General features: G+C 73.8%; 22 protein-coding genes. 17 read left to right on the top strand and 5 right to left on the bottom strand.

Features of this window, described 5'->3' with window-relative positions:
• Nucleotides 1–22: 22 nt before the first annotated feature.
• Nucleotides 23–610, top strand: a complete 588-nt coding sequence (locus tag ACN27G_RS13725; RefSeq protein WP_421493195.1) for a TetR family transcriptional regulator — start codon at nt 23–25, stop codon at nt 608–610.
• A 41-nt stretch (nt 611–651) separates the two neighbouring features.
• On the opposite strand, the gene ACN27G_RS13720 is transcribed toward ACN27G_RS13725, so the two are convergent.
• Nucleotides 652–2538, bottom strand: coding sequence for a LamG-like jellyroll fold domain-containing protein (locus ACN27G_RS13720; RefSeq protein WP_421493194.1), 1887 nt, complete (start codon nt 2536–2538; stop codon nt 652–654).
• Between the two features lie 292 nt (nt 2539–2830).
• On the opposite strand from ACN27G_RS13720, the gene ACN27G_RS13715 reads away from it, so the two are divergent.
• On the top strand, nt 2831–4186 hold the full coding sequence (locus ACN27G_RS13715) for a ferric reductase-like transmembrane domain-containing protein (RefSeq protein ID WP_421493193.1): 1356 nt from the start codon (nt 2831–2833) through the stop codon (nt 4184–4186).
• A gap of 83 nt (nt 4187–4269) precedes the next feature.
• Here ACN27G_RS13715 and ACN27G_RS13710 read toward each other — a convergent pair whose 3' ends face one another.
• Entirely contained in the window at nt 4270–6009 is a 1740-nt protein-coding gene (locus ACN27G_RS13710; RefSeq protein ID WP_421493192.1) for an alpha/beta hydrolase, read from the bottom strand.
• Between the two features lie 200 nt (nt 6010–6209).
• Here ACN27G_RS13710 and ACN27G_RS13705 point away from each other — a divergent pair, with 200 nt between their 5' ends.
• Nucleotides 6210–7124 (top strand): DUF2726 domain-containing protein, encoded by a 915-nt coding sequence (locus ACN27G_RS13705; RefSeq protein WP_421493191.1) that lies wholly within the window; start codon nt 6210–6212, stop codon nt 7122–7124.
• A gap of 61 nt (nt 7125–7185) precedes the next feature.
• Here ACN27G_RS13705 and ACN27G_RS13700 read toward each other — a convergent pair whose 3' ends face one another.
• Both ACN27G_RS13700 and ACN27G_RS13695 read right to left on the bottom strand, forming a co-directional pair.
• Nucleotides 7186–8328: a lytic polysaccharide monooxygenase auxiliary activity family 9 protein gene (locus ACN27G_RS13700; RefSeq protein WP_421493190.1), complete on the bottom strand. Its 1143-nt coding sequence runs from the start codon at nt 8326–8328 to the stop codon at nt 7186–7188.
• 178 nt (nt 8329–8506) lie between these two features.
• Complete coding sequence (locus ACN27G_RS13695; RefSeq protein WP_421493189.1) at nt 8507–9196, bottom strand: hypothetical protein; 690 nt, start codon at nt 9194–9196, stop codon at nt 8507–8509.
• A 162-nt stretch (nt 9197–9358) separates the two neighbouring features.
• Between ACN27G_RS13695 and ACN27G_RS13690 the strand changes: the two genes are divergently transcribed.
• The 6 genes from ACN27G_RS13690 to ACN27G_RS13665 all read left to right on the top strand — a co-directional run bounded on the left by ACN27G_RS13690 (nt 9359) and on the right by ACN27G_RS13665 (nt 13967).
• Nucleotides 9359–9817 carry an Hsp20/alpha crystallin family protein gene (locus tag ACN27G_RS13690; protein ID WP_421493188.1) on the top strand — a complete coding sequence of 153 codons (459 nt, stop codon included), beginning with the start codon at nt 9359–9361 and terminating at the stop codon, nt 9815–9817.
• Between the two features lie 131 nt (nt 9818–9948).
• Complete coding sequence (locus ACN27G_RS13685; RefSeq protein WP_421493187.1) at nt 9949–10263, top strand: hypothetical protein; 315 nt, start codon at nt 9949–9951, stop codon at nt 10261–10263.
• A 297-nt stretch (nt 10264–10560) separates the two neighbouring features.
• Nucleotides 10561–11067 (top strand): metallophosphoesterase family protein, encoded by a 507-nt coding sequence (locus ACN27G_RS13680; RefSeq protein ID WP_421493186.1) that lies wholly within the window; start codon nt 10561–10563, stop codon nt 11065–11067.
• 40 nt (nt 11068–11107) lie between these two features.
• Complete coding sequence (locus ACN27G_RS13675; RefSeq protein ID WP_421493185.1) at nt 11108–11947, top strand: hypothetical protein; 840 nt, start codon at nt 11108–11110, stop codon at nt 11945–11947.
• A gap of 72 nt (nt 11948–12019) precedes the next feature.
• Nucleotides 12020–13423, top strand: a complete 1404-nt coding sequence (sthA, locus tag ACN27G_RS13670) for a Si-specific NAD(P)(+) transhydrogenase (protein WP_421493184.1) — start codon at nt 12020–12022, stop codon at nt 13421–13423.
• A gap of 148 nt (nt 13424–13571) precedes the next feature.
• Entirely contained in the window at nt 13572–13967 is a 396-nt protein-coding gene (locus tag ACN27G_RS13665) for a hypothetical protein (RefSeq protein WP_421493183.1), read from the top strand.
• 241 nt (nt 13968–14208) lie between these two features.
• On the opposite strand, the gene ACN27G_RS13660 is transcribed toward ACN27G_RS13665, so the two are convergent.
• Nucleotides 14209–15534, bottom strand: a complete 1326-nt coding sequence (locus ACN27G_RS13660) for a glycosyltransferase (protein WP_421493182.1) — start codon at nt 15532–15534, stop codon at nt 14209–14211.
• A 272-nt stretch (nt 15535–15806) separates the two neighbouring features.
• Here ACN27G_RS13660 and ACN27G_RS13655 point away from each other — a divergent pair, with 272 nt between their 5' ends.
• The 8 genes from ACN27G_RS13655 to ispH all read left to right on the top strand — a co-directional run bounded on the left by ACN27G_RS13655 (nt 15807) and on the right by ispH (nt 26284).
• A complete protein-coding gene (locus ACN27G_RS13655; protein ID WP_421493181.1) occupies nt 15807–17231 on the top strand; it encodes a glycosyltransferase in 1425 nt (474 codons plus the stop codon).
• A gap of 102 nt (nt 17232–17333) precedes the next feature.
• Nucleotides 17334–18176, top strand: coding sequence for a DMT family transporter (locus ACN27G_RS13650; RefSeq protein WP_421493180.1), 843 nt, complete (start codon nt 17334–17336; stop codon nt 18174–18176).
• Between the two features lie 232 nt (nt 18177–18408).
• Nucleotides 18409–19338: a squalene synthase HpnC gene (gene hpnC / locus ACN27G_RS13645; protein WP_421493179.1), complete on the top strand. Its 930-nt coding sequence runs from the start codon at nt 18409–18411 to the stop codon at nt 19336–19338.
• Nucleotides 19335–20213 carry a phytoene/squalene synthase family protein gene (locus ACN27G_RS13640; protein WP_421493178.1) on the top strand — a complete coding sequence of 293 codons (879 nt, stop codon included), beginning with the start codon at nt 19335–19337 and terminating at the stop codon, nt 20211–20213. Before hpnC ends, ACN27G_RS13640 begins: the two co-directional genes overlap by 4 nt.
• A complete protein-coding gene (gene hpnE / locus ACN27G_RS13635) occupies nt 20210–21637 on the top strand; it encodes a hydroxysqualene dehydroxylase HpnE (RefSeq protein ID WP_421493177.1) in 1428 nt (475 codons plus the stop codon). Before ACN27G_RS13640 ends, hpnE begins: the two co-directional genes overlap by 4 nt.
• The gene (locus ACN27G_RS13630; RefSeq protein WP_421493176.1) at nt 21634–22668 is read left to right on the top strand and encodes a polyprenyl synthetase family protein; all 1035 of its coding nucleotides are present in this window, start codon (nt 21634–21636) and stop codon (nt 22666–22668) included. The genes hpnE and ACN27G_RS13630 overlap by 4 nt, the downstream gene beginning before the upstream one ends.
• Nucleotides 22668–24773 (top strand): squalene--hopene cyclase, encoded by a 2106-nt coding sequence (gene shc, locus ACN27G_RS13625; RefSeq protein WP_421493175.1) that lies wholly within the window; start codon nt 22668–22670, stop codon nt 24771–24773. The genes ACN27G_RS13630 and shc overlap by 1 nt, the downstream gene beginning before the upstream one ends.
• Nucleotides 24770–26284 (top strand): 4-hydroxy-3-methylbut-2-enyl diphosphate reductase, encoded by a 1515-nt coding sequence (gene ispH, locus ACN27G_RS13620; protein WP_421493174.1) that lies wholly within the window; start codon nt 24770–24772, stop codon nt 26282–26284. The genes shc and ispH overlap by 4 nt, the downstream gene beginning before the upstream one ends.
• The last annotated feature ends 43 nt before the right edge of the window (nt 26285–26327 follow it).

Raw genomic sequence — 26327 nt, 5'->3', positions numbered from 1 at the left:
ACATTCGGTGTAGGCTGGGGTGGTGGCGAAGACAACCGCATGGGACCGCCAGCGCGCGGCGCTCCGTGCGGAGATCTCCACTGCGGCGTGTGCGCTCTTCGTCAGACACGGCTTCGACGCGACGACCGTCGACCAGATCGTCGAGACGGTCGGGATATCGCGGCGGTCGTTCTTCCGCTACTTCGGCAGCAAGGAAGATGTGCTCCTCGGCGACCTGGCCGCCCGGGGCGACGCCGTGGCGCGCGCTCTCCGCGAGCGCCCCGACGCCGAGGATCCCTGGGACGCGCTACGCGGCGCCATGATCGACGCGCAACCCGAGACCTTCAACGATCCCGTGGCCGACCTCGCCGTCGCCCGGATGATGCACGAGACCCCCTCGCTGCGCGCCCGCCTCTTCGAGAAGCGCCAGCACTGGCGCGATGCGCTCGTGCCGCTCGTCGCCCGGCGTGTCGGGGGCCCCGACGCCGAGTTCGCCGCGTCGGTGATCGTCTCTGCGGTGCTGTCCTGTGTCGACACCGCCTCCGACGCCTGGATCGCCGCCAACGGCGACGCCGACATGCTCGACCTCTACGACCGAGCCGTCGCCACGATCAGAGCCCCCCGCCGCTAGATCCGGCCGGACCCGGGCGGGGAGGCGCCTCGTCCGCCGGGTCAGGCCCGGAGGAACCGGCCGACCGGCAGCGGCCGGTCGACGATGCGCAGGTCGCCGATCCAGCCGTAGAAGCCCTGCTCGACGACGCGGTCGTAGTGGTAGGCGCCGACGAGCCACGGCTCGTGCGAGGTGGCGAGCCCCCGGGCCGGGGTCGACGGGTTGCGGAGCAGTTCGGCGCCGTCGACGTAGAGGGTGGTGTGCCGGCCGTCGTTGACGATCGCGACGTGGAACCACTCGTCGGCGCGCATCTCGTGGCCCCAGTTGGTCGAGATGCCGTCCTGGTTGACCGGGAAGACGGCCCACTGCAACGCCATGCCGTCCGACATGCTCAGCGTGGCGATCGGCTCCGCCGGGTCACCGCCGGTCTTGCCCGCGTCCCGGCCGGAGCCGAACCGGCTCAGGATGCTCATCCAGGCGTGGTCGGTGCTCCGCACGTCCGCCGGCAGCTTCACGAACGCCTCGATGGTGTAGCCCTTGCCGAACGTCGCCGCGTTCACCGGGGCCCCGTCCACCGTACGCAGGTAGCCACCGCGCGCGGGCCGCTTGCCGCCGTCGAAGAAGAGGCTGGCGTGCGCCGGCTGGTCGTCGTGGTGTTCGGCGGACCAGCGCAGCGTCTCCGGACCGCCGCCGGGAAGGATGACCCGGGTCAGGTGGTTGCCCCGGCCGGAGAGGTCCGCGATCCGGAAGCCGTCCGGTACGGCGGCGCCGTCCGCCCGGCCCTGGTCGAAGCGCCAGTACGCGACCGTGCCGTCGACCAGGACGGCGGCCGGGGTGCGCGGTGGGCGGGGCGGCACCGGGGCGAAGCCGGCGAACCGGTCGGCGAAGTCGACGGCGAGGCTGAACCGGTTGGCCGGGTCGGTCAGCTCGACCTCCCGCCGCTCCAGGGCGTTGCGCCGCTCCGGGGACTGCCCGAGGATCCACGGCGAGACGGTCTCCACGTCGATGGTGTCGCGCGCCAGGTCGAAGTGGTAGAGCCGGAGCATCGCCCCGCCGCCGTAGTAGCGGTCCTGGTAGTTGGTGATGTGTACGTGCACGTCCCGCCCGGCGTCGTTGCGCAGCACGGTGCGTCCCGGCGGCCAGAAGTGCCCGTTGAGGGACAGGAAGATCTGATCGCTCTCCCGGACCAGCCCGTCCCAGAGCCGCTGGCCGTGGCCGGAGAGCTCCGCGACGCCACTCTCGTCGGCGTGCGCGAGGTCGTGGGTGGTCAGGATGACCGGGGTACGCGGATGCGTCGCCAGCACCGACTTCGCCCAGCCGAGCGTGGCGTCGGAGGGCCGCCAGTCGAGGGCGAGCACCAGCCACTCCCGGCCGGCCCCGGTGAAGACGTGGTAGGTGTTGTAGCCGTCAGGGGTGGCGCCCCGGTACGCGGGCGAGGTGCGGAACCGGCGCGGCCCGAAGACGTCGAGGTACGGACTCGGCCCGCGCTGGTCGGTGGTGGACGGGTCGATGTCGTGGTTGCCGGCCAGCACGCTGTACGGGGTGCGCCGCCGGTCGAAGAGCTCGAAGACCTTTCCGGCCTGGCGCAGTTCGGCGGCGGCCGCGTTCTCCACGATGTCGCCGAGGTGGGCGGTGAAGAGGATGTTCTGCTCCGCCTGGTGCTCCTGGATCCAGCGCAGTGTGGCGGTGAGCGGCGCCGGGTCGCCCCGGTCGGCGTCGAAGAGATACTGGGTGTCGGGGATGACGGCCACGGTGAACCGGGGCGACCCGGGATCGGTACGGCGGCCGTGGCCTCCGGCGCCCCCGTGGCGTTCGGCGGCGCTACCGGTCTGCTGGTTGGCGAGTGCGGCGCCCGGGACGGCGGTCCCGGCCGTACCCGCGCCCACCAGTCCGGCCCCGACCAGCCCGGCGCCCTGGAGGAATCTGCGCCGGTTCGGCGTCTGCTGCATGATCGTGCTCCTCGGATCGCGGAAGAAACCGCTGATCAGTACGACGGGAGCCGTCGAACAGAGATCATTTCTGTCGCCAACGGTGACCGAACTCCGGGTGAACCTCGACGCCGCTGCGCCGGCACGTGATCTCCGTCGCCTTTCCGACAGTTGCCGTCCGCTCGGCGCCCCGGATCCGTGTCGGCGGTTGTACGCCACCGCGTGGTGGTACGCCGCCGCGTACGGTGCCACCACCGGTCCGGCGGTCCGTCCGGTCCGTCCGGCGGCCGGCCTCTCAGAAGGGATCGCCCGAGTGACCACCCCCGCTGTCCTGCAGATCGCCATCCCCCGGGTACCCCCCGGCACGCTGGGTCGCCTCGCACTGTGGCTCGGCGTCGCCGCGAACGTCGCCGTGGTGAACTGGCTGCTCGTCGTCTCTCCGTACCCCGGGTCGAACGTCTACTTCGTGCTGGGCCGGTTCTTCGGCCTGCACGCCGCCCTGATCATGGCCCTGCAACTGCTGCTGATCGCGCGGCTGCCCTGGCTCGACCGCCGGATCGGGATGGACCGGCTCACCGCCTGGCACCGGTGGACCGGCTACACCCTGCTCTGGACCGTCGTCGCGCACGCCACCTGCATCGTGTTCGGGCTGGCCATGATGTCCGGGACGTCGTTCTCCGGGCAGGTGGTCGACCTGGCGACGACCTGGGAGGGGGTGGCGTGGGCGATGATCGCCGGCGGTCTGCTCCTGACGATCGGACTCGTCTCGGCCCGGTTCGCCCGCCGCCGGCTGCCCTACGAGACCTGGCATCTGCTGCACCTCGGCACCTACGTCGCGGTGCTCCTCGCCCTCACCCACCAGATCGCCGTCGGCACCACCTTCACGGCGTCGGCGTTCGCCACGGCGTACTGGTGGACGCTCTGGGGCGTGGCGCTCGGCGCCGTGCTGGCCGGTCGGGTACTCCTGCCGCTGTGGCGCAACCTCCGCCACCGGTTCCGGGTGGAGCGGGTCGTATCCGAGTCGGAGAACGTCGTGTCGGTCTACGTCACCGGGCGCCGCCTCGACCGGCTGCCGGCGCAGGCCGGCCAGTTCTTCCTGTGGCGCTTCCTCACCCGGGGCCGCTGGTGGCAGGCGAACCCCTTCTCGCTCTCCACCGCACCCGACGGCTGCTCGCTGCGGCTGACCGCCAAGGCCGTCGGCACGGGCAGCGCCGGACTGCGCCGGATCCCGGTCGGCACCCGGGTCTTCGCCGAGGGACCGTACGGCGCCTTCACCGGCATGCACCGGACCCGGACGGCGACCCTGCTGGTGGCGGGCGGCGTCGGGGTGACACCGATCCGGTCGCTCCTGGAGGGCCTCGGCGGCCACATCGTCGTGCTGTACCGGGTCCGCTCCACGGCCGACGCCGTCCTCGTCGACGAGTTGCGGGCGCTGGCCGAGGCGCGCGGCGCCGACCTGCGGCTGGTCACAGGTCCATCCCGGCCGGCGCCGCCGACGGGCCCGATCCTCGGCCCGGACCACCTGCGGGAGCTGGTGCCCGACATCCGCGAGCGGGACATCTTCGTCTGTGGCCCGGCCGGGATGACCGCCGCCGTGCTGCGTAGCCTCCGGCAACTGCGCGTGCCGCGGCGCCAGATCCACTCCGAGCGGTTCGGCCTGGCCGGCTGACGGGGGCGACCCGCCGACCGGCCAGGCCGAACCGAGCAGAGCGATCCGCCAGCCGGCCAGGCCGGCCCGAGCAGAGCGATCCGTTACCGGTTGACCAGGGTGAGCTGCTCCGGGTCCACCAGGGCGATCCGCTCCCGCACCCGCTGGCGCAGCTCGGGCAGGCTCTCGGCCGACCGCCGTGCCGCCGGGTCGAGCGCGCGGTTGTCCCGCTTCACCGGGCCGGCGACCGGGAAGACCCCGGTCTCGCCCGGCAGCGGCCGGCCGGGGCAGGTGGTGTCGGACGGGCGCGAGTTGTGCAGCAGGAAGACGTTCACCATCCCGTCGACGCACGGGTTGCCGTCGATCGCGTACTGGGCGTGGAAGGTGGCGTCGTCGATCGAGACCATGCTGACCCCGGGCGCCGCCCGGACCGCCGCCCGCGCCTGCTCGTAGCCGGTCTGCGGGTCGAACTCGGCCTGCACGACCAGCACCTTCGAGGCGACCTCCGCCGGAAGGTTCGGCAGGGTCTGCCGGGGCGCGTCGGACCAGAAACCGCACGGCTCGGAGAGCCCGTACGCCCAACCGAAGAGCGGGTAGCGCGGGCCCTGCCGGTCGCTGAGCCGCCGGTACCAGGCGGCGGAACGGGTGGGCTGGTCACCGCAGGCGACGGCGACCCGGGTGCCGGGGAACAGCGTGTAGTCCTCGGGGACCTCGGCCGCGATCCTCCGCACCGTCAGCTCCGCGAGCGGTACGCCGTACTCCGACCGGGCCAGCGCCGCCAGCTCGGTGCGCAGGGTGTCCGGCATACCCGTCTCCGGGGTCTCGCCCCGCATCTCCTGTGCCGCCAACGTGAAGACCAGGGTGGCGAGAAGCCAGCGCAGCTCGTTGCCCATGCCCACGAAGAGGCTGTCGTAGGTGTCGCCGGAGATGCCGAGCGTCTGGACGTACTCGCGGGCCTGCTCCCAGGTCCGCGCCGCCTCCGCCGGGGTGGTGCCGACGATCTCGGGGAACTGCCGCACCGTCCACGGCAGGTAGACGTCGTCGCGCTGGCGCTGCCCGATCATCGGGAACGCCTCGAAGGCGGCCTGTAGCCGGCCCTGCCAGTTGACGCTGGAGTCGAGGATCATCTTGCCGGCGCTGTCCGGAAAGAGCGACGCGTACTTCGCACCCAGCCAGGTGCCGTAGGAGTAGCCGAGGTAGTTCAGGGTGGAGTCGCCGAGCAGTTGCCGGATCAGCTCCATGTCGTACGCGGTCTGCCAGGTGGTGATGAACGGGGTCAGCGCCCTGCTCTGGCAGGCCTCGGCGACGGCCCGGGGTGCCTTCTGGTGCTCGGCGATGCTCTCGGCGGACCGGTCCCGGGCGTCGAGGTCGGTCCGGGTCGAGAGCCGGCCCACCGGGATCTCACAGATCAGTCCGAGCTGGTCCGGGGCGGTGCCGCCCTCGTGACCGGTGCCGCGCGGGTCCATGCCGACGAAGTCGTACCGTTCGTGCACGGCCGGCTGGAGCGCGGCCAGGATCCCGGCCAGCGAGCTGCCCTGGCCGCCGGGCCCGCCCGGGTTGACCAGGATTGCGCCGAGGCGTTCGCCGGTGGCCCTGGCCCGGCTGATCGAGACCCGCAGATCCACGCCGGCATCGGGCGCCGCCCAGTCGCGCGGGACGGTGACCAGGGCACATTCGGTGGCTGCCGCCTGCTCCGGCGGGGTGAAGAGGCAGGCGCCCCAGCTGAGTTCCTGGTCGAGATAGCGGTCGAACGGGCCGGCGGCGGCGCGGGCCACCACCGGAGTCGCGGCCAGCGCGAGTATCACGGCGACCGGTGCCACCACGCCTCGGACGAGTCGGCGCACGGTACTCCCTCCAGAAGGAATCGGATGAAGCGAGCATAGACCGTCGTTTCAGGACCAGCAGCCACGATCGGCACGCTACGGCACGAGCTATGCAGAAGCCGGACCGGCGGCGGGTGACCCCGACAGGGTTCCTAGCATGGTGGGCACCTTCCGCCGGCCGGAAGGCGAAGGGCGGCGAGCGGATGTTACGGACCAGAGGAATGGCAGAGCCCGGCAGCGGCGGCGCGGATCCGTCGGCGCGGTCCACCCGGCTACCGGTCGACCCCGTCGACCCGGTGTCGGCGCTGGAGGTCTTCGAGCGGGCCGGTCGGGTCGTCCGGCCGCGCGAGCGGCTCGGCCAGCTCGTGCCGCGCCGGCCGGAGGGGATCACCGGCAACCAGTGGAACGCGGCCGCTCGGGCCATCCTGGACTTCGTGGTCTCCGATCCGGACGGGCGGGCGGCCACCTTCGCCGTCGAGTTCGTCGACGCCAGTACCCGCACCGCCCGGTCGCAGCGCGGCGACCGGATGAAGCAGGCGGTCTGCGACGCGGTCGGGCTGGGACTGCTGCGGATCGAGTCGGGCACGTTGCAGCCGGTCACACACGGGCGCCGGATCGTCGAGTACGTCCTCGACGCGCGGGCCTTCCGGGAGGCGGTGGGCGACCCGGCCGAGTACGCCGAGCTGGTCCCGGACGGGCCACTGAGCTACCGCGACATCGTCGGTCGGCTGCCGGACGGCAGCCGTGGCCACGTAAACGACCTCGGCGCGGTTGCCCGGACCGTGGCCGTCGAGGCGTACGTCGACCGGGAGTTGGTCGACCCGATCCTGCGCAGCCTGCACGTGGAATGGCGGGGCGGCCCGGCCCAGGGCTGGGCCTGGCTCCAGGTGCGGCCGGGGGAGTACCTGTTCGAGCAGGTCAGGCTCTGGCAGCACCGCTTCTCCTACGGCGTCGAGCCGGGCCGGCTGGCCGAGGACCTGGCCACGATGGCGGTGGGGGAGCGGCTGCGACGGCGCGACGCCATCGCACTGCCACTCGCCGGGCGGGCGCGGCTGACCGGTGCGCTCGACGCGCTACGGCAACGCCGGGACGAGCTGGCGAACCCGTACGCCTTCGAGCACATCTCCTTCGATTAGCTGCAAGGAAGGGCCCCCGCTACAACAGAAAACGATAAGCGGGGGCCCTTCCTTGCACCTGTCAGGCGGCGGTGCAGCTGAGGGTCGGTACGGCGTTGCTGCCGGTCTGCGATCCGAGGAACCCGAAGGTGGTGCTGGCGCCGGCGCCGAGCGCGCCGTTGTAGCCGGCGTTGCGGGCGGTGACGCTGGATCCGCTGCTGGTGATCGTCGCACCCCAGGAGTTGCTCACCTGTTGGCCGTTGGCGAACGTCCAGCTCACCGTCCATCCGCTGATCGCGGCGCTGCCGGCGGTGACCCGTACCTCGGCCTGGAAGCCGCCCGACCAGGTGCCGGTGACCGCGTACGTCGCCGAGCAGCCACCCGGGCCGCCCGGGTTTCCCGGCGGGGTGGTCGGGGGCGGGGTGGTCCGGGTCGGCGTGGGGGTCGGCGTCCGGGTCGGTGTGGCGGTCGGCTGGGGGTTGCCGCCGCTGCCGCCGAAGTTGACGTCGCTGCACCAGTAGTAGTTCTGGTCGGAGTGGCTGGCCTTCCAGATCACGTAGACGATGTGCCGGCCGGAGCGTCCCGGCGCGCTGACCGGGATCGTGATGGAGACGCCGTTCAGCACCGGGTCGCCGTTCTCCCGGGTGCCCTCGCCCGGGGCGTACCGGCCGGTCTCCCGGACGAGTTCGAGATTGTTCCAGCCCAGCCGCTGGGTGAGCGGGTTGAACCCCTGCCGGGTGACGTAGACCAGGAAGTAGTCCGCTCCGTGCAGTGCCTGGTCGTGGACCTTGACGTTGAAGTTGGTGCTGACGTTCGTGGCCTGCCAGTTGCCGGGATTGTCCAGTGCGGCGTACCGGGGGCCGCCGGTCTCGCCGGCGCTGCAGAGCTGGCCGCTCGGCACGGCGGCCTGGTGGTTACCGTTCACGCCCTCCCGGTAGAGGCCGTTCCAGTTCCACATGGCGTTCGGGTCGGCCTGCCACGCCTGCCAGCACATCGGGTCCTGGGTGGCCATGGCCGGGTTCTGGAAGTCGTTGCCCCAGCGCTTCCAGCAGCCGTAGTTGCGCGAGGCCGGGTCGATCGTCGAGCCGTGTGCGCTCGCGGTGTCCCGGGTGACCGCGAAGGCGGTGGCGAGGAGGACGACCGCGGCCACCGCGACGGCGAGGATCCGCAGGACCATCGCGGTACGGCGCCGGGCCGGGGTCGGAGGTTGGGCGAGTGAAGACATGGGATCCCCAGACGTCGATTGCACGAGCGAGTACGCGGGAGGCTGCCCGGCGCCCCCGCACCATCCGTCCGGCTCCGGCGGTGGTGTCCCTGGACAGAGGTTCACATCGCCCGGTGGTGCTTGTCAATAGTTTGGGATGTCAACAAAAAGGGGAGCCGGCGGTGGGTGGGATGGGCGGTCATTCTCGGGAGCTGGTGCGCCGCTCCTGGGTGCGCCGGCGGATGTCGTGCAGGTGCTCGTGCATCGCGTCGACCCGGGCCGCGAGACCGGGATGGTCGGTCCGGAGGTGTTGCCGCGCATCGGAGAGCGGCCGGACCAGGGCGTTCGGGTCGGTGTTGCCGAGGGCGTCGTGCAGCCGGTCCAGGCTGGTCCGAGCGGCCGGTCCGAGGTCGGTCAGCGCGGTGATCTGCCCGGCCAGCTGACGCAGGTCGGCGCCGTTGTCCCGAGCCCAGCCGGCCGCGGCGCGGTCGCCGGCCCGCCGGTCCCGTTCGGCGAGCACCCGATCGTCGCGCGTCTGCCGCGGCACCTCTTCGGTGGCCGGACGCAACCGCAGGTAGCGCCGTTCGGCGGCCTGCCGGCTCGCCACCCCGAGTGCCGGCGCCAACTCCGCCCAACTTGCTCCGCGCTCCCGGGCGGCGGCGATCAGGCGCGGCTCCCACGACTCCAGCTCGGTGCGGAGCTGCCGGAGCAGGGCGAGCGCCGCGAGCGCGTCGTCGACGGTCACCTTCTGGTCGGCATCACGGGGAGGCCGGGTCGCGCCGCCGATCCGGCTGGTGACCGCCTGCACACGGTCGAACGCGGCACCGGCCGCCGGCTCGCCGGCTCCGGACGTGCGGGTCACCCCGGATTGCTGCTCCCGCCCGTCCATCCGACCCTCCGCTGATCGACGCCATCGACGTGGCGTGGCGCTCACGAAGCTCTCGTCATCAGTCTGATGACGAGCTGCTTGTCATCGTTACGATGACATGATACAACCGAGGTGTCGCGCATTGACCCCACGTGTTGACCGGTAACAGGAGGTGGAGTCGAGATGTTGATGCGCACCGACACCTTCCACGAGTTCGATCGACTCGCGCAGCAGGCCCTCGGCACGCTGCACCCGGGCACCTGGTCCCGGCCGACGGCCATCCCGATGGACTGCTACCGCAACGACGACGAGTTCGTCGTCGCGTTCGACCTGCCCGGGGTCGCCCCGGAGGCGATCGAGATCAACGTGGAGCGCAACCTGCTGAGCGTGCGGGCCGAGCGCCGGCCGCCGCACCTCGCCGACGGCACCCGGGTCCAGGTCTCGGAGCGCTCGCTCGGGGTCTTCTCCCGGCAACTCTTCCTCGGCGACGGCCTGGACACCGACCGGATCGAGGCGAGCCATGACAACGGCGTGCTGGCGATCCGCATCCCGGTGAAGGAGCAGGCCAAGCCGCGCCGGGTGGCGGTCGCCTCCGGCGCCGACAACCCGTCGCAGAAGGTCATCAGCGCCACAGCGGCCTGACGGGGCGGGCCCGGCCGGCGCCGAGCCGACCGGCCGGGTCGGCGCGGAGTTGGTCCGGCGCCACGGCGGTGTGGCCTGACCGGTCCGGCGGTTCGCCGGTCCCGGCGCCACCGGCGGTGGGGGTGAGGGAGATGAACAGCGACGTGCGGCAGGCAGCCTCGACATCCCGATCGGTGCACGAGGCCTTCGTCGAGCTGGTGCAGCATGACGACGATCTGATGCGGGCCGAGTTCGAGGCGCTCATCGACGCCTGCTGGCACGAACCGCCACCCCCTCCGCCGGCCAGGCCACAGCCGGCGCCCCGGCCCCCGCTGTGGCCGGTCGGGCCGCCCGACGGCGAGCGATTCGTCGCCGTCCAGAGCACGTTGACGGGGTGCCGGTGGCGGCGGCAGCGCGGCCCTCCGGCCGGCGGCGGCACGCACGCCCCTGCACAGGAAGGCAGGTGATGACTCTTTCCGGAGCTCTCGTCGATTCCTCGTACGTGGGCGCGGCGCGACCTTCCGGACACGCCGCGTCCGCCCAGGCGTCGGTCCGGCCCATGGCGGCCGGGCCGATGCCCGTTCGGTTGCCCTGTCGGGCCGATGCCCGTTCGGTTGCCCTGTCGGGCCGATGCCCGTTCGGTTGCCCTGTCGGGCCGATGCCCGTTCGGTTGCCCTGTCGGGCCGATGCCCGTTCGGTTGCCCTGTCGGGCCGATGCCCGTCCTGCCGGGCCGACGACTGTTCATGAACGTTAGGGTGGAGACGTGCGCCTGGTGCTGATGGCGGACACCCACGTCCCCAAGCGGGCCCGCGATCTGCCCCCACAACTCTGGGCGGCGGTCGACGAGGCGGACGTGGTCGTCCACGCCGGGGACTGGGTGGAGGAACCGCTGCTGGACGCGCTGGTGGCCCGCGCCGCCCGGCTGGTGGCGGTGCACGGCAACAACGACGGGCCGGAGCTGCGGGCCCGGCTGCCGGAGGTCGCCCGGGTCGAGCTGGCCGGCCTGCGGGTCGCGGTGGTGCACGAGACCGGGCCGGCCGGTGGGCGGGAGCGCCGCTGCGCCGCCCGCTTCGGCGACGATGTCGACATCCTGGTCTTCGGGCACTCCCACATCCCGTGGGACAGCGTGGCGCCGGGCGGGTTGCGGCTGCTCAATCCCGGCTCGCCGACGGACCGGCGCCGCCAGCCCTACGCGACCTACCTGACCGCGCGGATATCCGACGGCCGGCTGCACGACGTCGCGCTGCACACCCTGCCGCGCCGGACCTGACCGCACCGAACCGATCCGGCCGGTCCCGACCACCCGCGAGGTGAGCATGCGAGATCTGGCCGGATACGCGCGTCGGGTGCTCGGCTCCGGACGCCTGGTCGCCGACCGGTCCTGGGGACACGGCGGCACGGGCGTCCTCGAACTGCGCGACGGCGCCGGAGCGACCTGGTTCGTCAAGGGGCACGGCGACCCGGAGCACTACCGACGGGAGTTGACCGCGTACCGGCGCTGGGTGCCCGGCCTGGGCGAGCGGGCGCCGCGACTGCGGGCGTACGACGACGAACGGCTCGCGCTGGTGCTCTCGGCGGTGCCCGGCGGGAGCGGACTCGACCACGTCGGGGATCCCGGAGTGCAGTACGAGGCGGGCGTCCTCCTGCGCCGGCTGCACGACGCCGAGACGCTACCGCCCTGGACCGACCTGGTCGCCGAGAAGCTCGACGACCTGGCCCGGCTCTCGGCCCGGGGCGGGAGCCGGCTGTTCGAGGCCCGGGAACTCGACTTCGTCCGGGCGGAGCTGCGCAACCTCTCCGGCCTGCCGGCGCCGGCCCGGGTGCCCTGCCATCTCGACTACGGCCCGCGCAACTGGCTGGTCGAGGATGGCAGGCCGCACGTTATCGACTTCGAATGGACCGGACCCGAGGTCTGGGTCAACGACCTCAACCGGCTCTACTTCGGCCCCTGGCGGGACCGGCCCGACCTGCGGGACGCCTTCCTGGCCGGCTACGGGCGTACCGTCGACGCCGCCGACCGGGCGGTGCTGCACGCCTGCGGAGCGCTCACCGCGGTCTTCATCGTGGTCTGGGCGTCCGGACGTGGCGATGCGGGCTTTGCCGACGCGTGGCGGCGGAACCTGCACCGGCTGATGGCCGGGCGGTGGTGAGATCCGTCTCCTCGGCGGTAACCGACCGATCGGACCGGAGCGCCGCGATCAGCCGGCTGCCAGACTGTAGGGGTGCATGACTTCGACGTGCTCGTGCTGGGTTCGGGACCGGGCGGTCAGAAGGCCGCGATCGCGGCGGCCAAACTCGGTAGCCGGGTGGCGGTGGTGGAACGGCAGCACATGGTCGGTGGGGTGTGCATCAACACCGGCACGGTGCCGTCCAAGACGTTGCGTGAGGCGGTGCTCTACCTCACCGGGTTGAGCCAGCGGGAGGTGTACGGCCAGAGCTACCGGCTCAAGGACGACATCACGGTCGCCGATCTGACCGCGCGGACCCAGCACGTGATAGGCCGTGAGATCGACGTGATCCGCAGCCAGTTGGCGCGCAACCGGGTCCGGCTGATCACCGGCACCGGTCGCTTCGCCGACCCGCACACGATCACGGTGACCGACCCGGTGGGGCGGGAGTCGAAGGTGACCGCCGACAAGATCATTATTGCCGTGGGCACCCGCCCGGCGCGACCGGCCAGTGTGGACTTCGACGAGCGTACGATCATCGACTCGGACGGCATCATCAACCTGGAGCGGGTGCCGAACTCGATGGTCGTCGTCGGGGCCGGGGTGATCGGCATCGAGTACGCCTCGATGTTCGCCGCCCTCGGCACCAAGGTCACCGTGGTCGAGCGGCGCGACCGGATGCTCGAGTTCTGCGATCTGGAGATCGTGGAGGCGCTGAAATACCACCTCCGGGACCTGGCGGTGACCTTCCGGTTCAGCGAGGCGGTGGCCGCGGTGGAGCGGCACGCCCGAGGTGCCATCGCGGTGCTGGAGAGCGGCAAACGGATCGCCGCCGACACCGTGATGTACTCGGCCGGCCGCCAGGGCCTCGGCAGCGAACTCGACCTCGAGAACGCCGGCCTGGCCGCCGACAGCCGGGGGCGGATCGAGGTCGACGACGACTTCCGGACCGCGGTGCCGCACGTCTACGCGGTCGGTGACGTGATCGGCTTTCCCGCGCTCGCCTCCACCTCGATGGAGCAGGGCCGGCTGGCGGCGCATCACGCCTGTGGTGAACCGGCCCGGGCCCTGTCGGAGTTCCAGCCGATCGGCATCTACACGATCCCGGAGATCAGCTTCATCGGCCGGACCGAGGACGAACTCACCCGGGACAAGGTCCCGTTCGAGGTCGGCATCTCCCGCTACCGGGAACTCGCCCGGGGCGCGATCAGCGGCGACTCCTACGGGATGCTGAAACTGCTGGTCTCGCCGGACACCGGCCGCCTGCTCGGGGTGCACATCTTCGGCACCGGGGCCACCGAGCTCGTGCACATCGGGCAGGCCGTGATGGCCTGTCTCGGCACCGTGGACTATCTGGTCGACGCGGTCTTCAACTATCCGACGCTCGCCGAGGCGTACAAGGTCGCCGCCCTCGACGCGATGAACAAGATGCGGCACCTCGCCCGACTGCGCGACTAGACCCGGCCGCCCGCACGACCACACCCGGCCGCCCTCCCGACCGGGTGTCCACGATCCGTCACAGGAATGTCGTCTCCGGGCGGGCGTCGGGGCAGTTGGACCGGGTGACGGGTACTGGCAGGCCGGAGCGGACCGGGGAGGCGAGACGATGAGGATCCGACGATGGTACGGCGCGGTGGCCTCCGTGGTGGCCCTGGCGACCGCCGGGGCGGGAACGGCCCGGATCGCGTACGGCAACGCCGACCGCAACGACGACGAGCGGGAGCGGCGGAACGGCGTCGTCGTCCGCGAGCGGTTCACCGACGTCCAGCAGGAGCCGCTCGCGCTCTCCACCACCGGCACCGGCTGGTTCGTCCTCGGGATCGACGAGAGGGACCGGGAGTTGACCTATCGGCCCGGCTACGGGCGGCGGCAGGGGAAGGTCACCCGGGCGCATCTCCACGTCGACGTCTGGCGTCGCGGCGGTGGGGTCAGCCCCTTCCCTTGCAGCAACCTCGGCAACGGGCCGGCGGGCCCCAGTCGTGTCCGGTGGCACCGACCCTGACCTGCTCGGCCGGCGGCCTGCCCGCACTGACCTGCTCGGCCGGCGGCCTGCCCGCACTGACCTGCTCGGCCGGCGGCCTGCCCGCACTGGCCCCCCGCTCCGTCGATCGGCGGGATTGCCGGGTGACCGCCGGTGCACTTGACGGACCGTCGTGGCATGGTTAGTGTCCGGTCACCTTGTGATCAGCGCCACAACGGACGGGACCCGGTCCGGCGGCGCCGAGCGGGCCGCGGTCGGCCGGTCAACGGGCCAGCCGGTCGACCGCGGCCACCACCGCGCCGGCACCGTCCTCGTCCGCCAGCCGGTCGGCGAGCAGCCGGGCCCGGTGCCGGTAGCCCGGCTCGACCACCGCGGCCCGGATCGCGCCGGCCAGCCGGGCCTCGTCGAGCCGCCGGAACGGCAGCACCGCCGGGGCGACTCCGAGCGAGACCAGCCGGGCGGCCCAGAACGGCTGGTCGGCGAGGAATGGCACCGGCACCGCCGGCACCCCGGCACGGAGACCGGCGGCCGTCGTGCCGCAGCCCGCGTGATGGACCAGCGCGGCCATCCGGGGAAAGAGCCAATCGTGCGGTACGTCTCCGACGGTGAGCAGATCCGCGCAGCCCGTACGCCGAGGGTCCCGGATGTTCCCGGCCGGGCCCCGCCGGATCGGCCCCGCCCGCCCGGCGTCCGGGCCGGCTGCCTCCGGCCCGGCAGCTTCCAGCCCGTGGAGTACGCCGCGCACCCCGGCCCGGCGCAGTGCCCGGCCGACCAGTGTCCGCAGCGCGCCGCCGGTCTCGGCCAGGCTGCCGAAGCCGACGTAGACCGGCGGTGGGCCGGCGGCGAGGAAGTCGACCAGGGCGGCCGGCGGCTGCCAACCGGGAGCGGCCGGCGGCCACCAGTAGCCGACGACCTCCAGCCCGGGCGGCCAGTCCGCCGGCCGGGGCAGGACGGTCGGGCTGAACCCGTGCATGACCCGCCACCCGTCGACGGCGGCCCGGCGCTCGAGGCGGGCGAGGCCGACCGGTGGCAGGTCGAGCCGGGCACGCAGCCGCCGGGAGGCGTCGGCGTACACCCGGTTGGCGAGGTGGCGGCCCAGCCGCCCGGCGATCCGGTTACCCCAGCCGCCCAGCGACCGTACGCCGAGCACGACGGGTGGGAACGCGCCGGTGGGTGCGGTCGGCTGGAGAAAGACGCCGAGGCTCGGAATGCCGTGGTACTGCGCCACCGAATAGCCCAGCGGCGCGGTCGTGCTGGAGAGGAGAAGCACGTCGCTGCCGGCCCCGGCGGCGGTCACGATGCCGGTGCCCAGGTCGCCGACGAACCGGCCGCCGAGCCGGACGAAGTCGACCAGGCCCGGCGCACCCGGCACGGGCCAGGAGCGTCGGCGTCCGGCGGTGGCGTCCCGCAGCGCGGTGAGGTCGCCGGAGATCGGCCGGAACTCCAGCCCGGCCCCGGTGACCGGGTCGGCGTAGGGCGCCGGGGCGGCGACCGCCACCTGGTGGCCGGCGGCCCGCAACCGGGCGCCGAGACCGGTGTACGGCACGACGTCACCGAGCGAGCCGGCGGTGACGATCAGGACCCGCATACCGACCTCCCGGTGGGTCGGGACAGTGCGGCGGATCGCCCGGAGCCGGGTATGGGCCCGATCGTGGTGGATACCTGCGCAGGCGTGCTGCTCCGGGTCGCCGGACGGGCCCGCAGGATGTCCGGCGGTTACGGCCGGAGTCTACGGCCGGGGCGGCCCGGGGGAGGGAGGATCGCCGGAAAACGGAGGGCGGACGGCGGCGTTCCGCACGTTCCCGGAGGAGTTTGGGACGCGCCGAGGATTCTTCGCACCTCCTGCGGGTAGATGGCCGGATGACGTTCAGTTCCGGGCGGTACCAGGCAGACCGCAGGGAGGCGTCCGAGCCGCCGACCAGCGGTGTCGGCGGTCGGCGTCCGCGCGTGATGATCATCTACGCCAGCGCGGGGGCCGGGCACGACGGTGCGAGCCGGGAACTCGCCGGCAGGCTGCGCGAACGCGGCCTGCTCGCGGAGTGCGTGGACCTGGCCGACATCTTCCCGTGGGGCCTCGGCCGGCTGCTGCGCGGCACGTACCACGGGATGCTGAGCCGGTTGCCGTGGATCTACGGGCTGCTCTTCGCCATCGGCGGCAACTTCAGCCGGGCGGCACCGATCACCCGGGCGCTGCTGAGACCGGTGTGGCCACGGGTGCTCCGGATGCTGCCGCCGGACACCAGGGCCGTGGTGTCGACGTACCCGGTGGTCAGCCAGATCGTCGGGCCGCTGCGTCGGGAGGGGCGGCTCGCCGTACCGGTGATCACCTATCTCACCGACTTCGCGGTGAACCCGATCTGGGTCTCGCCCGGCATCGACGTGCACTGCGCCGCGCACCGCACCACCCGGGCCGAGGCCCGGGCGCTCGGTGCCGGCGAGGTCAGGGTGGCCGGCCGGCTCGTCTCGGCCGGCTTCCGGCCGGGATCACCCGAGGAGAAGCGCCGCGCCCGGGAGCGCCTGGGGCTGCCCGTCGACGCCCGGCTCGCGCTGCTGGTGGCGGGCTCCTGGGGAGTCGGCGCGGTGGCGCGGACGGCGGCCGAGATCGCGCGTACCGGCGTGGCGGTCCCGGTGGTGGTCTGCGGCCGGAACAGGGCGCTGCTCCGGCGGCTGCGGCGGCGGCACACCGGACACGTCTTCGGCTGGGTCGACGACATGCCCGAACTGCTGCGCGCCGCCGATGTCCTGGTGGAGAACGCCGGCGGGCTCACCGCGCTGGAGGCGATGGCCTGCGGCCTGCCGGTCGTCACCTACCGGCCGATCCCCGGGCACGGCCGGGCCAACGCCGCGACGATGGCCCGGGCCGGGGTCGCCGCCTGGGTACGCCGCTCCGCCGACCTCGGCCCGACCCTGGTCCGGCTCATCGACGGCACGCCCGGGCAGCGGCAGCGGGCCGCCGGGCTGGCGCTCTTCGAGGCCGATCCGGCGGCGGTGGTCGCCGACATCACCCTGGGCGGCGCGACGGTGGCGGTACCGGAGGTATCCGACGGCCCGGTCCTCGCCGGCGGCCCCGGCCCGGCTGCCGTGGCACCGGCCGAGACCGGCTCCAACGCGGCTGGCGTGGCACCGCTAGAGACCGTGCCGGCCGGGCTGGCGGCCGTGTCGTCCCGGCGGACACTCACCCGGTGGGTGGGGCTGCGTGCCGGCATGGCGAGGTTGCGGGCCGGCGCGGACCAGCCACGGCCCGACGCGACGCGTCCGGCGAACCGCCCGGACCGGCAAGGCTGAGGTGTACGTCGGACATCGCCCCGCCCGGACCGTGGCGGGGCAGCCGCTCGGGCCGCGCTCCAACCGTCACGTCCGACCGGTCGATCCCGGAGGTGCGAGCCGGTGAACGGCATCGCCATCCTGCTCGGACTCGCCTCGGCCGCCTGCTTCGCGGTGAGCTCCGTACTGGAGCAGCATGCCGCCAAGCAGGAGAGACCGACCCGGACCATCGACCCGCGACTGCTGATCCGGCTGCTGCACCGACGGCTGTGGCTGCTCGGCTGGGTGCCGGATGCATTCGGCACCTTCCTGCAGGCGCTGGCGCTGCGCTTCGGCGCGCTCGCCCTGGTCGAACCGCTCCTGGTGAGCGGTCTCTTCATGGCGATCCCGCTGGAGGCGGCGATCGAGCGGCGCCGACCGCACCGCCGGGACATGCTGGTGGTGGTGGTCGGGGTCGCCGGGCTGACCGGCTTTCTGTTCGCCGCGAACCCGCGCGGCGGGGTGGCCGAGCCGGAGGTGTGGGCCTGGATCGCGGTCGGCGCCGCCATCGGCACGCTTGTCACGATCTGCCTGCTGGTCGCCTGGCGGACCCAGGACGCGACCCGGGGACTGATGCTCGGCATCGCCACCGGCCTGCTCTACGCGATGGCTGCCGCCCTGGTGAAGAGCGTCATCGAGAAGCTGCCCGACCATCCGGGCCAGGTCTTCACGGACTGGCATCTGTACGCCCTGGTCGTGGTCGGCGGGGCCGCCCTCACCCTGAACCAGAACGCCTTCCAGGGCGGCCCGATCGCGGCACCGCTCACCGCCATCGCGTTGCTCGATCCGTTCACCAGCGTGCTGATCGGGGTCTTCGCCTTCGAGGAGAAGCTGTCGCTGCAGGGGCCCCGGCTCTTCCTCGGCCTAGTCGCCGTCGCGGCGATGAGCATCGGCATCTGGATGGCCCGGCGTACCCGGTCAAGCTGACACGCCGGATCCGCCTCGGTCGACCCGTCCGGTCGCGCTGCCCGTCCGGACGGTGCGGTGCGACGGGCGATCAAACACGCCGAGAGGAATTCGGCAGCCCGCACCGTCGAGGGTGGGAAGTTGGGTACGCTCGGTGAAGATTACTTAGCGCGAGCGATGGGTTACGAACAATCCGGCGCGGCGGTCTGGCTCGGTTCCGCTGAGCCGGCCTGACCCCGCGAGAGGCGGCAGCGTGCTTGATCTGACCGACGATGCTCCCGACCATCCGTCCTCGGATCGGCCGGGCGGGCGCCGGGAGCCGGAGAGCGTACTGGCCGGAGAGAACTTCCCGGTCGCGCTGCGCGTCCTGCCGGCACGGACCCGCCGGCACCTGCTCGCCCTCTACACGTACGCCCGGTATGTCGACGACCTCGGCGACGAACCCGACGCGACCGGCCGGGACGAGACTCCGGCCGCCCGGCTCGCCGGGCTGGACCGGTTCGACCGCGAGGTCCGCGCGCTCTACGACGGACGGCCGCCCCGGCACCCGGTGCTGGTCCGGCTGGCGCCGACCGTGGTCGACTGCCGGCTGCCGATCGACCCGCTGCTCCGGCTGATCGAGGCGAACCGGCGCGACCAGACGGTGCCGCGCTACCGCACCTTCGGCGCCCTCGTCGACTACTGCCACCTCTCCGCCGACCCGGTCGGCGAGCTGGTGCTGCACGTCTTCGGCGTCGCGTCACCGGAGCGCATCCGGCTCTCCGACCGGATCTGCACGGCGTTGCAGGTCGTGGAGCACCTTCAGGACGTCGCCGAGGACCGGCGGCGGGGGCGGATCTACCTGCCGACGGAGGAGCTGACGGCGGCCGGGGTGGCCGAGACGGATCTCGACGCGCCGCGTGCCGGCGAACCGTTGCGCAGGGTGGTGCGGCGCCAGGCGACCCGGGCGGCGGAGCTGCTCGACGCGGGCGCACCGCTCCTCGCCGACCTGCGCGGCTGGGCCCGGCTGGCGGTCGGCGGCTACGTCGCCGGTGGCCGCGCCGCGCTCGCCGCGCTCTCCCGGGCCGGCTACGATCCGCTGCCCGGGCCGCCCAAACCGACCCGGGCCGGTGTCGCCGCCGCCTGGCTCCGGTCCTACTGGACGCCACGGGGCGCACCCCGCCCGAGCGGGGTGTGGGGATGACCGCCGACGCCGGGCTGGAGCGCGCCTACCGGGAGTGCGCCCGGGTGACCCGCAGCCAGGCCCGCAACTTCTCGTACGGTATCCGGCTGCTCCGCCCCGACCGGCGCGACGCCCTCTGCGCCGTCTACGCCGTCGCCCGCCGCATCGACGACATCGGCGACGGTGACCTGCCGGCCGCGACCAAGCTCGCCCGGCTCGACCAGATCCGGGCGGCGCTGCACCGGCTGCCGGAGGCCGGCGGCGATCCGGTGCTGATCGCGCTCGCCGACGCCGCCGCCCGGCTGCCGATCCCGGTGGCCGCCTTCGACGAGCTCGTCGACGGCTGCGTGGCCGACGTCCGGGGCGCCCGCTACGAGACCTTCGAGGAGCTGGTCGGCTACTGCCGCTGCGTGGCCGGGTCGATCGGCCGGCTCTCGCTCGGCGTCTTCGTGCTCCGCCGGCCGGCCGACCGGGCGGCGGCGGCCGAACTCGCCGACACCCTCGGCATCGCGCTGCAACTGACCAACATCCTGCGGGACATCGTGGAGGACCGGGCCGCCGGGCGGATCTACCTGCCCCGGCGGGACCTGGAGCGGTTCGGCTGCACCCTGGACCTCGGGCCGGACGGCGGGCTGACCGACCCACCGGACCGGCTCGCCTCGCTGGTGCGCTGGCAGGCGCACCGGGCCGAACGCTACTACCAGAGCGGGCTGCGGCTGCTGCCGCTGCTGGACCGGCGCAGCGCGGCATGCGTGGCGGCGATGGCCGGGATCTACCGCCGGCTGCTGGCCCGGATCGTGGCCGACCCGCTGGCGGTGACCCGGCGGCGCGTCTCGCTGCCCGGCTGGGAGAAGGCGTACGTCGCGGCGCGGGCGATGACCCGGAGCGCACCGTGACCGCCGAGCAGGTCTGCGTGGTCGGCGGTGGACTGGCCGGCATCGCCTCGGCGGTGCGGCTGCTCGACGCCGGCCACCGGGTGACGCTGGTGGAGGCCCGTCCGGCGCTCGGCGGCGCCACCTACTCGTTCCGGCGCGGCGACCTGATGGTGGACACCGGGCAGCACGTCTTCCTCCGCTGCTACCAGCAGTACCGCGAACTGCTCGACCGGCTCGGCAGCGCGGACCGGGCGGCCGTGCAGGACGGCTTCGCGGTGCCGATCGTCCGGATCGGTGTGCCGCCGCACGTCCTGGCGAGCAACCGCCGGCTGCCGGCCCCGGCCCACCTGCTGCCGGCGCTGCTCGGCTACCGCCCGCTGCGGGTCGGGCAGCGGCTGGCGGCGGTCCGGGCCGCGGCCGCGCTGCGCCGGATCGAGCCGGACGACCCGGCCGCCGACCGGGTCAGCTTCGGCGCCTGGCTAGCCGCGCACGGGCAGGACGCGCCGACCGTGGCGCGGCTCTGGGAGCTGATCTGCGTGGCCGCGCTGAACGCCCCGCCGGAGCGGGCGTCGCTGGCGCTGGCCGCCCGGGTCTTCCGGACCGGGCTGCTCGACCGGGCCGACGCCGCCGACATCGGCCGGCCCACGGCACCGCTGGCCGAACTGCACGGCGCCCCGGCCACCGCACTGCTCCGGCAGCGCGGCGCGACGGTCCGCACCGGCGTACGGGTGCAGGCGATCAGCCCCGAAGGGGGCCGGTTCCAGGTCTCGGGCGACGGCGTCGAGCTGACCGCCGACGGGGTGGTGCTGGCGGTGCCGCACCCGCAGGCGGCCCGGCTGGTGCCGGCGCAGGCGGCTCCGGACCGGGCCCGCTGGGCCCGGCTGGGCGCCGCGCCGATCGTCAACGTGCACGTGCACTACGAGCAGCGGGTCACCGAGCTGGAGTTCGCGGCCGGGCTGGACACGCCCGTGCAGTGGGTCTTCGACCGGACCCCGGCCGGCGGCTCCGGGCAGTACCTGGTGGTCTCCATCTCCGCCGCCGAGCAGGTGTTGAGCGTCCGGGCCAACGAGCTGGTCCGGACCTATCTGGCGGCACTGGCGGAGCTCTTCCCGGCGGCCCGGCGGGCCCGGGTCCGGGACGCCTTCGTGACCCGGGAACCGCGGGCCACCTTCCGGCAGGAGCCGGGATCCCGTACCGCCCGGCCACCGGCCCGGACCCGCACGCCCGGGCTGGCCCTGGCCGGCGCGTGGACCGACACCGGGTGGCCGGACACGATGGAGGGCGCGGTACGCAGCGGTCAGCGCGCCGCCGACGTGGTGCTCGCCCACCTCGGCTCGACATCGAATCCTCCGCCAGGCACCGGCACGACCGAGTGGAGCGAGGGCATCAGCAGGCTCGGTCGGCCTGGCCCTGGCGACGACGAGCGCAGCGAGGAGATGAGATGACGGTGATGCTGCCCAGCGTCCTCGCCCAGGTGGACGAGGTCGTCCAGCCGGAGATCCGGGCGGCGCTGGAACGGATCGACGAGCGTACCCGGCTGGTCGCCGGCTACCAGTTGGGGTACTGGGACGCGGCCGGGAACCCCTCGGGCCGGGGCGGCAAGGGACTCCGTCCCGCGCTGGCGCTGCTCTCCGCCCAGGCCGCCGGCCAGCCGCTGGACCGGGGCCTGCCGGCGGCGGTGGCGGTGGAGTTGGTGCACAACTTCTCGCTGCTGCACGACGACGTGATCGACGGCGACCTGGAGCGCCGGCACCGGCCGACGGCCTGGGCGGCGTTCGGCGTCGGGCCGGCGATCCTGGCCGGGGACGCCATGCTCAGCCTCGCCGACGAGGTGCTGGCGGACGACCCCGAACGGGACGTACTCCGGGCCCTGGCCACCATGCACGGGGCGATCCGGCGGCTGATCGCCGGCCAGGCGGCGGACGTGGCGTTCGAGTCCCGGCCGGACGTCGGCCTAGACGAGTGCCTGGCGATGGCCCGGGACAAGACGGCGGCGCTGCTCTCCTGCGCCGCCACGCTCGGCGCGGTGCTCTGCGGCGCCCCACCGGCGCTGGTCGACGGCCTTGCGCGCTACGGCGAGCGGCTCGGCCTGGCCTTCCAACTCGTCGACGACCTGCTCGGCATCTGGGGTGAGCCGGCGGTCACCGGCAAGCCCGTCCTGTCCGACCTGCGGGCCCGGAAGAAGTCGGTGCCGGTGGTCCGGGCGCTCACCTCCGGTGGGCCGGCCTGCGGGCAGCTCGCCGAGCTCTACGCCCGGCCGGGCGAGCTCTCCGCCACCGACCTGAGCCTGGCCGCCACCCTGATCGAGGAGACCGGCGCCCGGGACTGGACCGAGAAGCAGGCCGACCGCCTGCTCACCGAGGCACTGGCCGCACTGGACCAGATCGGCGACCTCGGCACGCCCGCCGCCGACCACGCGGACGTGCACGCCGACCTGGTGGCGATCGCGCACTTCATGACAGGACGGGACCACTGATGGCCATCTCCACCAGCGGCCCGGACGAGGTGTTAGGGCGGGGCCCTTCTACAACAGAAAACGATAAGCGGGGGCCCTTCCTTTCGCCTGAGGCGGCGTTGGGGCGGGCGCGGGACCTGTTGCTGTCCCGGCAGCAGCCGGGCGGCTGGTGGCAGGGCGAGCTGGAGACCAACGTCACCATGGAGGCCGAGGACCTGCTGCTGCGGGAGTTCCTGGGCATCCGTACCGAGGTGGAGACCGAGCCGACGGCGCGGTGGATCCGGTCGAAGCAGCGCGCCGACGGCGCCTGGGCGACCTTCCACGGCGGGCCGGGCGACCTCTCCACCACCATCGAGGCGTACGCGGCGCTCCGGCTGGCCGGCGACCCGCCGGACGCGGAGCACATGGGCCGGGCCCGGGAGTTCGTCCTCGCCCAGGGTGGCATCGAGCGGAGCCGGGTCTTCACCCGGCTCTGGCTGGCGCTCTTCGGCGAGTGGCCGTGGCAGCGGCTGCCGGCGATCCCGCCCGAGGTGGTGCTGCTGCCCTCGTGGTTCCCGCTCAACGTCTACGACTTCGCCTGCTGGGCCCGGCAGACGATCGTGCCGCTGTCGGTCGTCCGCTCGCTGCGGCCGGTACGCCCGCTCGGCTTCTCCCTCGGCGAGCTGCGTACCGGGTTGGTGGCCGAGCCGGCGGGGACAACCGCGTCGCCCTCCGGCAGGGGACGCTGGATGCACCGGCTCGACGCGGTGCTGCGCGGCTACGAGCGCCACCCGCTCGGCCCGGTCCGCCGCAACGCGCTGCGCCGGGCGGCGGAGTGGATCGTCGCCCGGCAGGAGTCCGACGGCTCCTGGGGCGGCATCCAGCCGCCGTGGGTCTACTCGCTCATCGCGCTGCACCTGCTCGGCTACCCGCTCTCCCATCCGGTGCTGCGCAGCGGCCTGGCCGGGCTGGAGCGGTTCACCGTCCGGGAGGAGACGCCGGAGGGCCCGGTGCGCCGGCTGGAGGCGTGTCAGTCACCGGTCTGGGACACCGCGCTGGCGATGGTCGCGCTCGCCGACGCCGGCCTGCCGGCCGACCATCCGGCGCTGACCACAGCCGCCGGCTGGCTGTTGGAGGAGGAGATCCGGGTTCCCGGCGACTGGTCGGTGCGCCGGCCCCGGCTCGCGCCGGGCGGCTGGGCCTTCGAGTTCGACAACGACGGCTACCCGGACACCGACGACACCGCCGAGGTGCTGCTCGCGCTGCGGCGTACCGGTGCCGGCCCGGCGGTGCGGCCGGCGATGGAGCGCGGCGTCGGCTGGCTGGTCGGGATGCAGTCCGCCGACGGCGGCTGGGCGGCCTTCGACGCCGACAACACCCGGGCGATCGCCCGCGACCTGCCCTTCTGCGACTTCGGCGAGGTGATCGATCCGCCGAGCGCCGACGTCACCGCGCACGTGCTGGAGGCGCTCTGCGCCGAAGGACTGGCGAACTCGATCCCGGTGCGCCGGGGCGTGGCGTGGCTGCTGCGCCACCAGGAGGCGGACGGCTCCTGGTTCGGCCGGTGGGGCGCCAACCACGTCTACGGCACCGGCGCGGCCGTGCCGGCGCTGATCGCCGCCGGGGTACGCCCGGACGACCCGGCGATCGTCCGGGCGGTCTGCTGGCTGCACCGCCGGCAGAACGCCGACGGGGGCTGGGGCGAGGACATGCGCTCCTACCGCGACCCGGCCTGGCGGGGCAGGGGCGAGTCCACCGCCTCGCAGACGGCGTGGGCGCTACTGGCCCTGCACGCGGCCCGCTCCGACGACTCGGCGTCGATCCGGCGCGGCCTCGACTGGCTGGTACGCACCCAGCGTCCGGACGGCGGCTGGGACGAGCCCTACTACACCGGCACCGGCTTCCCCGGGGACTTCTACATCAACTACCACCTCTACCGGCTGGTCTTCCCGGTCAGCGCCCTCGGCCGCCTGCTGCGCGACCGGGACGGCTCCGTGCCCCCTCCGGCCGGGTCCGCCAACGGTGCGGTGGAGTCTGCGGGCGTTCCGGGTGGGTCGGTCGACCGTGCGGCGGGGTCTGTGGACGTGCCGGGTGGGTCGGTCGAGGGTGCGGTGGAGCGCGTGGGCGCTCCGGGTGAGTCGAGTTGAGCGGCGGTTCCTGGGTGCTCTTCGCACCGATGCGGGCGGAGGCGCACGCGCTGCGGCGTGGCCTGCCGGCCGGAGCGCCGCTGCGGCGTACCGGTCGGGGGCCGGCCCGGGCCACCCGGATCGCCGCCGGCTACCGCGACACCCGCGCGTTGGCGGTGGCCGGGATCGCCGGTGGCCTGGTGCCGACCCTGCGCACCGGCGACGTGGTGGTGGCCACCGAGGTACGCCGGGCCGGCGTCGTCGGCGGTGCCCCGGTGCCCTGCCCGGCGGCCCCGATGATCGCGGCGGCGCTGCGCCGGCGGGGCCTGACCGTCCACCTCGGACCGGTGGTGACCAGCCGCCGGATCGTCGACGGTGCCGACCGGACCCGGCTCGCCGCCACCGGGGCGATCGCGGTGGACACCGAGTCGGCGGCACTGCTCGCCGGTGCCGCCGGCCGGCCGATCGCCTGCGTGCGGGTGGTCGCCGACGTGCCGCCGCATCCGCTGTACCGCCCGGCGACCCTGGGCCGGGTGATCGCCGCCCTCCGGGTGCTGCCCCGGCTCGGCCCGGCCCTGCTGGAGTGGGCGGCGGCGACAGGCGTCCGGCAGGTGACGCTGGCCGCGCCGCGGTCGTTCTGCGCCGGGGTGGAACGGGCGATCAGCGCGGTGGAACAGGCGCTGGACCGGCACGGCCCGCCGGTCTACGTCCGCAAGCAGATCGTGCACAACATGCATGTCATCGCCGACCTGCAACGTCGGGGCGCGGTCTTCGTGGACGAGTTGACCGAGATCCCGGACGGCGCGCCGACCGTCTTCTCCGCGCACGGTGTGTCGCCCGCGGTCCGGGCCGTCGCCGCCGACCGGGGACTGCCGGTGATCGACGCGACCTGCCCGCTGGTGACGAAGGTGCACAGCGAGGCCCGCCGCTTCGCCGGTCGGGGCAACACCGTGTTCTTCATCGGGCACGCCGGGCACGAGGAGACCGAGGGCACCCTCGGCGAGGCGCCCGGCCGGATCGCCCTGGTGGAGTCCGTGCACGACGCGGAACGGATCGAGGTCGCCGATCCGGACCGGGTCTCCTACCTGGTGCAGACCACGCTGGCCGTGGACGAGGTGGCCGGCGTCCTCGACGTGCTCCGGCGGCGGTTCCCCGCGCTGACCGGACCGGCCTCCGACGACATCTGCTACGCCACCACCAACCGGCAGGCGGCGTTGCGCGAGGTGGCCGCGCTCGCCGACGCGGTGCTGGTGCTCGGCTCGGCCAACTCCTCGAACTCCCGGCGGCTGGTGGAGGTGACCGAGCGCGGGGGGACCCCGGCGCACCTGGTCGACGACGTCGGCCAGGTGGACCTCCGCTGGCTCGCCGGGGTGCGGACGATCGGCGTCACGGCCGGTGCCTCGGCGCCGCCCTGGCTGGTCGACCAGACCGTGGCGGCGCTGGTCGGGCTCGGCGCCGACGCGGTACGGGAGCACACCACCCGTACCGAGGACGTGCACTTCACGCTTCCCAAGGAGATCCGGACACCATGACGGGGACCAGTTCGCGAAGCGCCGCGCGGAACCGCCGCGCGCC

Origin of the sequence: Plantactinospora sp. WMMB334, from assembly GCF_049179095.1 — a bacterium.
Classification (GTDB): Bacteria; Actinomycetota; Actinomycetes; order Mycobacteriales; family Micromonosporaceae; genus Plantactinospora.
This window is presented reverse-complemented; position numbering and strand designations above follow the sequence as displayed.

Coding starts and splice junctions, on each gene's coding strand:
- ACN27G_RS13720 (WP_421493194.1), bottom strand. CDS start 2,538: ATGCAGCAGACGCCGAACCGGCGCAGATTCCTCCAGGGCGCCGGGCTG.
- ACN27G_RS13705 (WP_421493191.1), top strand. CDS start 6,210: ATGGCAGAGCCCGGCAGCGGCGGCGCGGATCCGTCGGCGCGGTCCACC.
- ACN27G_RS13700 (WP_421493190.1), bottom strand. CDS start 8,328: ATGTCTTCACTCGCCCAACCTCCGACCCCGGCCCGGCGCCGTACCGCG.
- ACN27G_RS13695 (WP_421493189.1), bottom strand. CDS start 9,196: ATGGACGGGCGGGAGCAGCAATCCGGGGTGACCCGCACGTCCGGAGCC.
- ACN27G_RS13690 (WP_421493188.1), top strand. CDS start 9,359: ATGTTGATGCGCACCGACACCTTCCACGAGTTCGATCGACTCGCGCAG.
- ACN27G_RS13685 (WP_421493187.1), top strand. CDS start 9,949: ATGAACAGCGACGTGCGGCAGGCAGCCTCGACATCCCGATCGGTGCAC.
- ACN27G_RS13665 (WP_421493183.1), top strand. CDS start 13,572: ATGAGGATCCGACGATGGTACGGCGCGGTGGCCTCCGTGGTGGCCCTG.
- ACN27G_RS13660 (WP_421493182.1), bottom strand. CDS start 15,534: ATGCGGGTCCTGATCGTCACCGCCGGCTCGCTCGGTGACGTCGTGCCG.
- ACN27G_RS13655 (WP_421493181.1), top strand. CDS start 15,807: ATGACGTTCAGTTCCGGGCGGTACCAGGCAGACCGCAGGGAGGCGTCC.
- ACN27G_RS13640 (WP_421493178.1), top strand. CDS start 19,335: ATGACCGCCGACGCCGGGCTGGAGCGCGCCTACCGGGAGTGCGCCCGG.
- ACN27G_RS13630 (WP_421493176.1), top strand. CDS start 21,634: ATGACGGTGATGCTGCCCAGCGTCCTCGCCCAGGTGGACGAGGTCGTC.
- shc (WP_421493175.1), top strand. CDS start 22,668: ATGGCCATCTCCACCAGCGGCCCGGACGAGGTGTTAGGGCGGGGCCCT.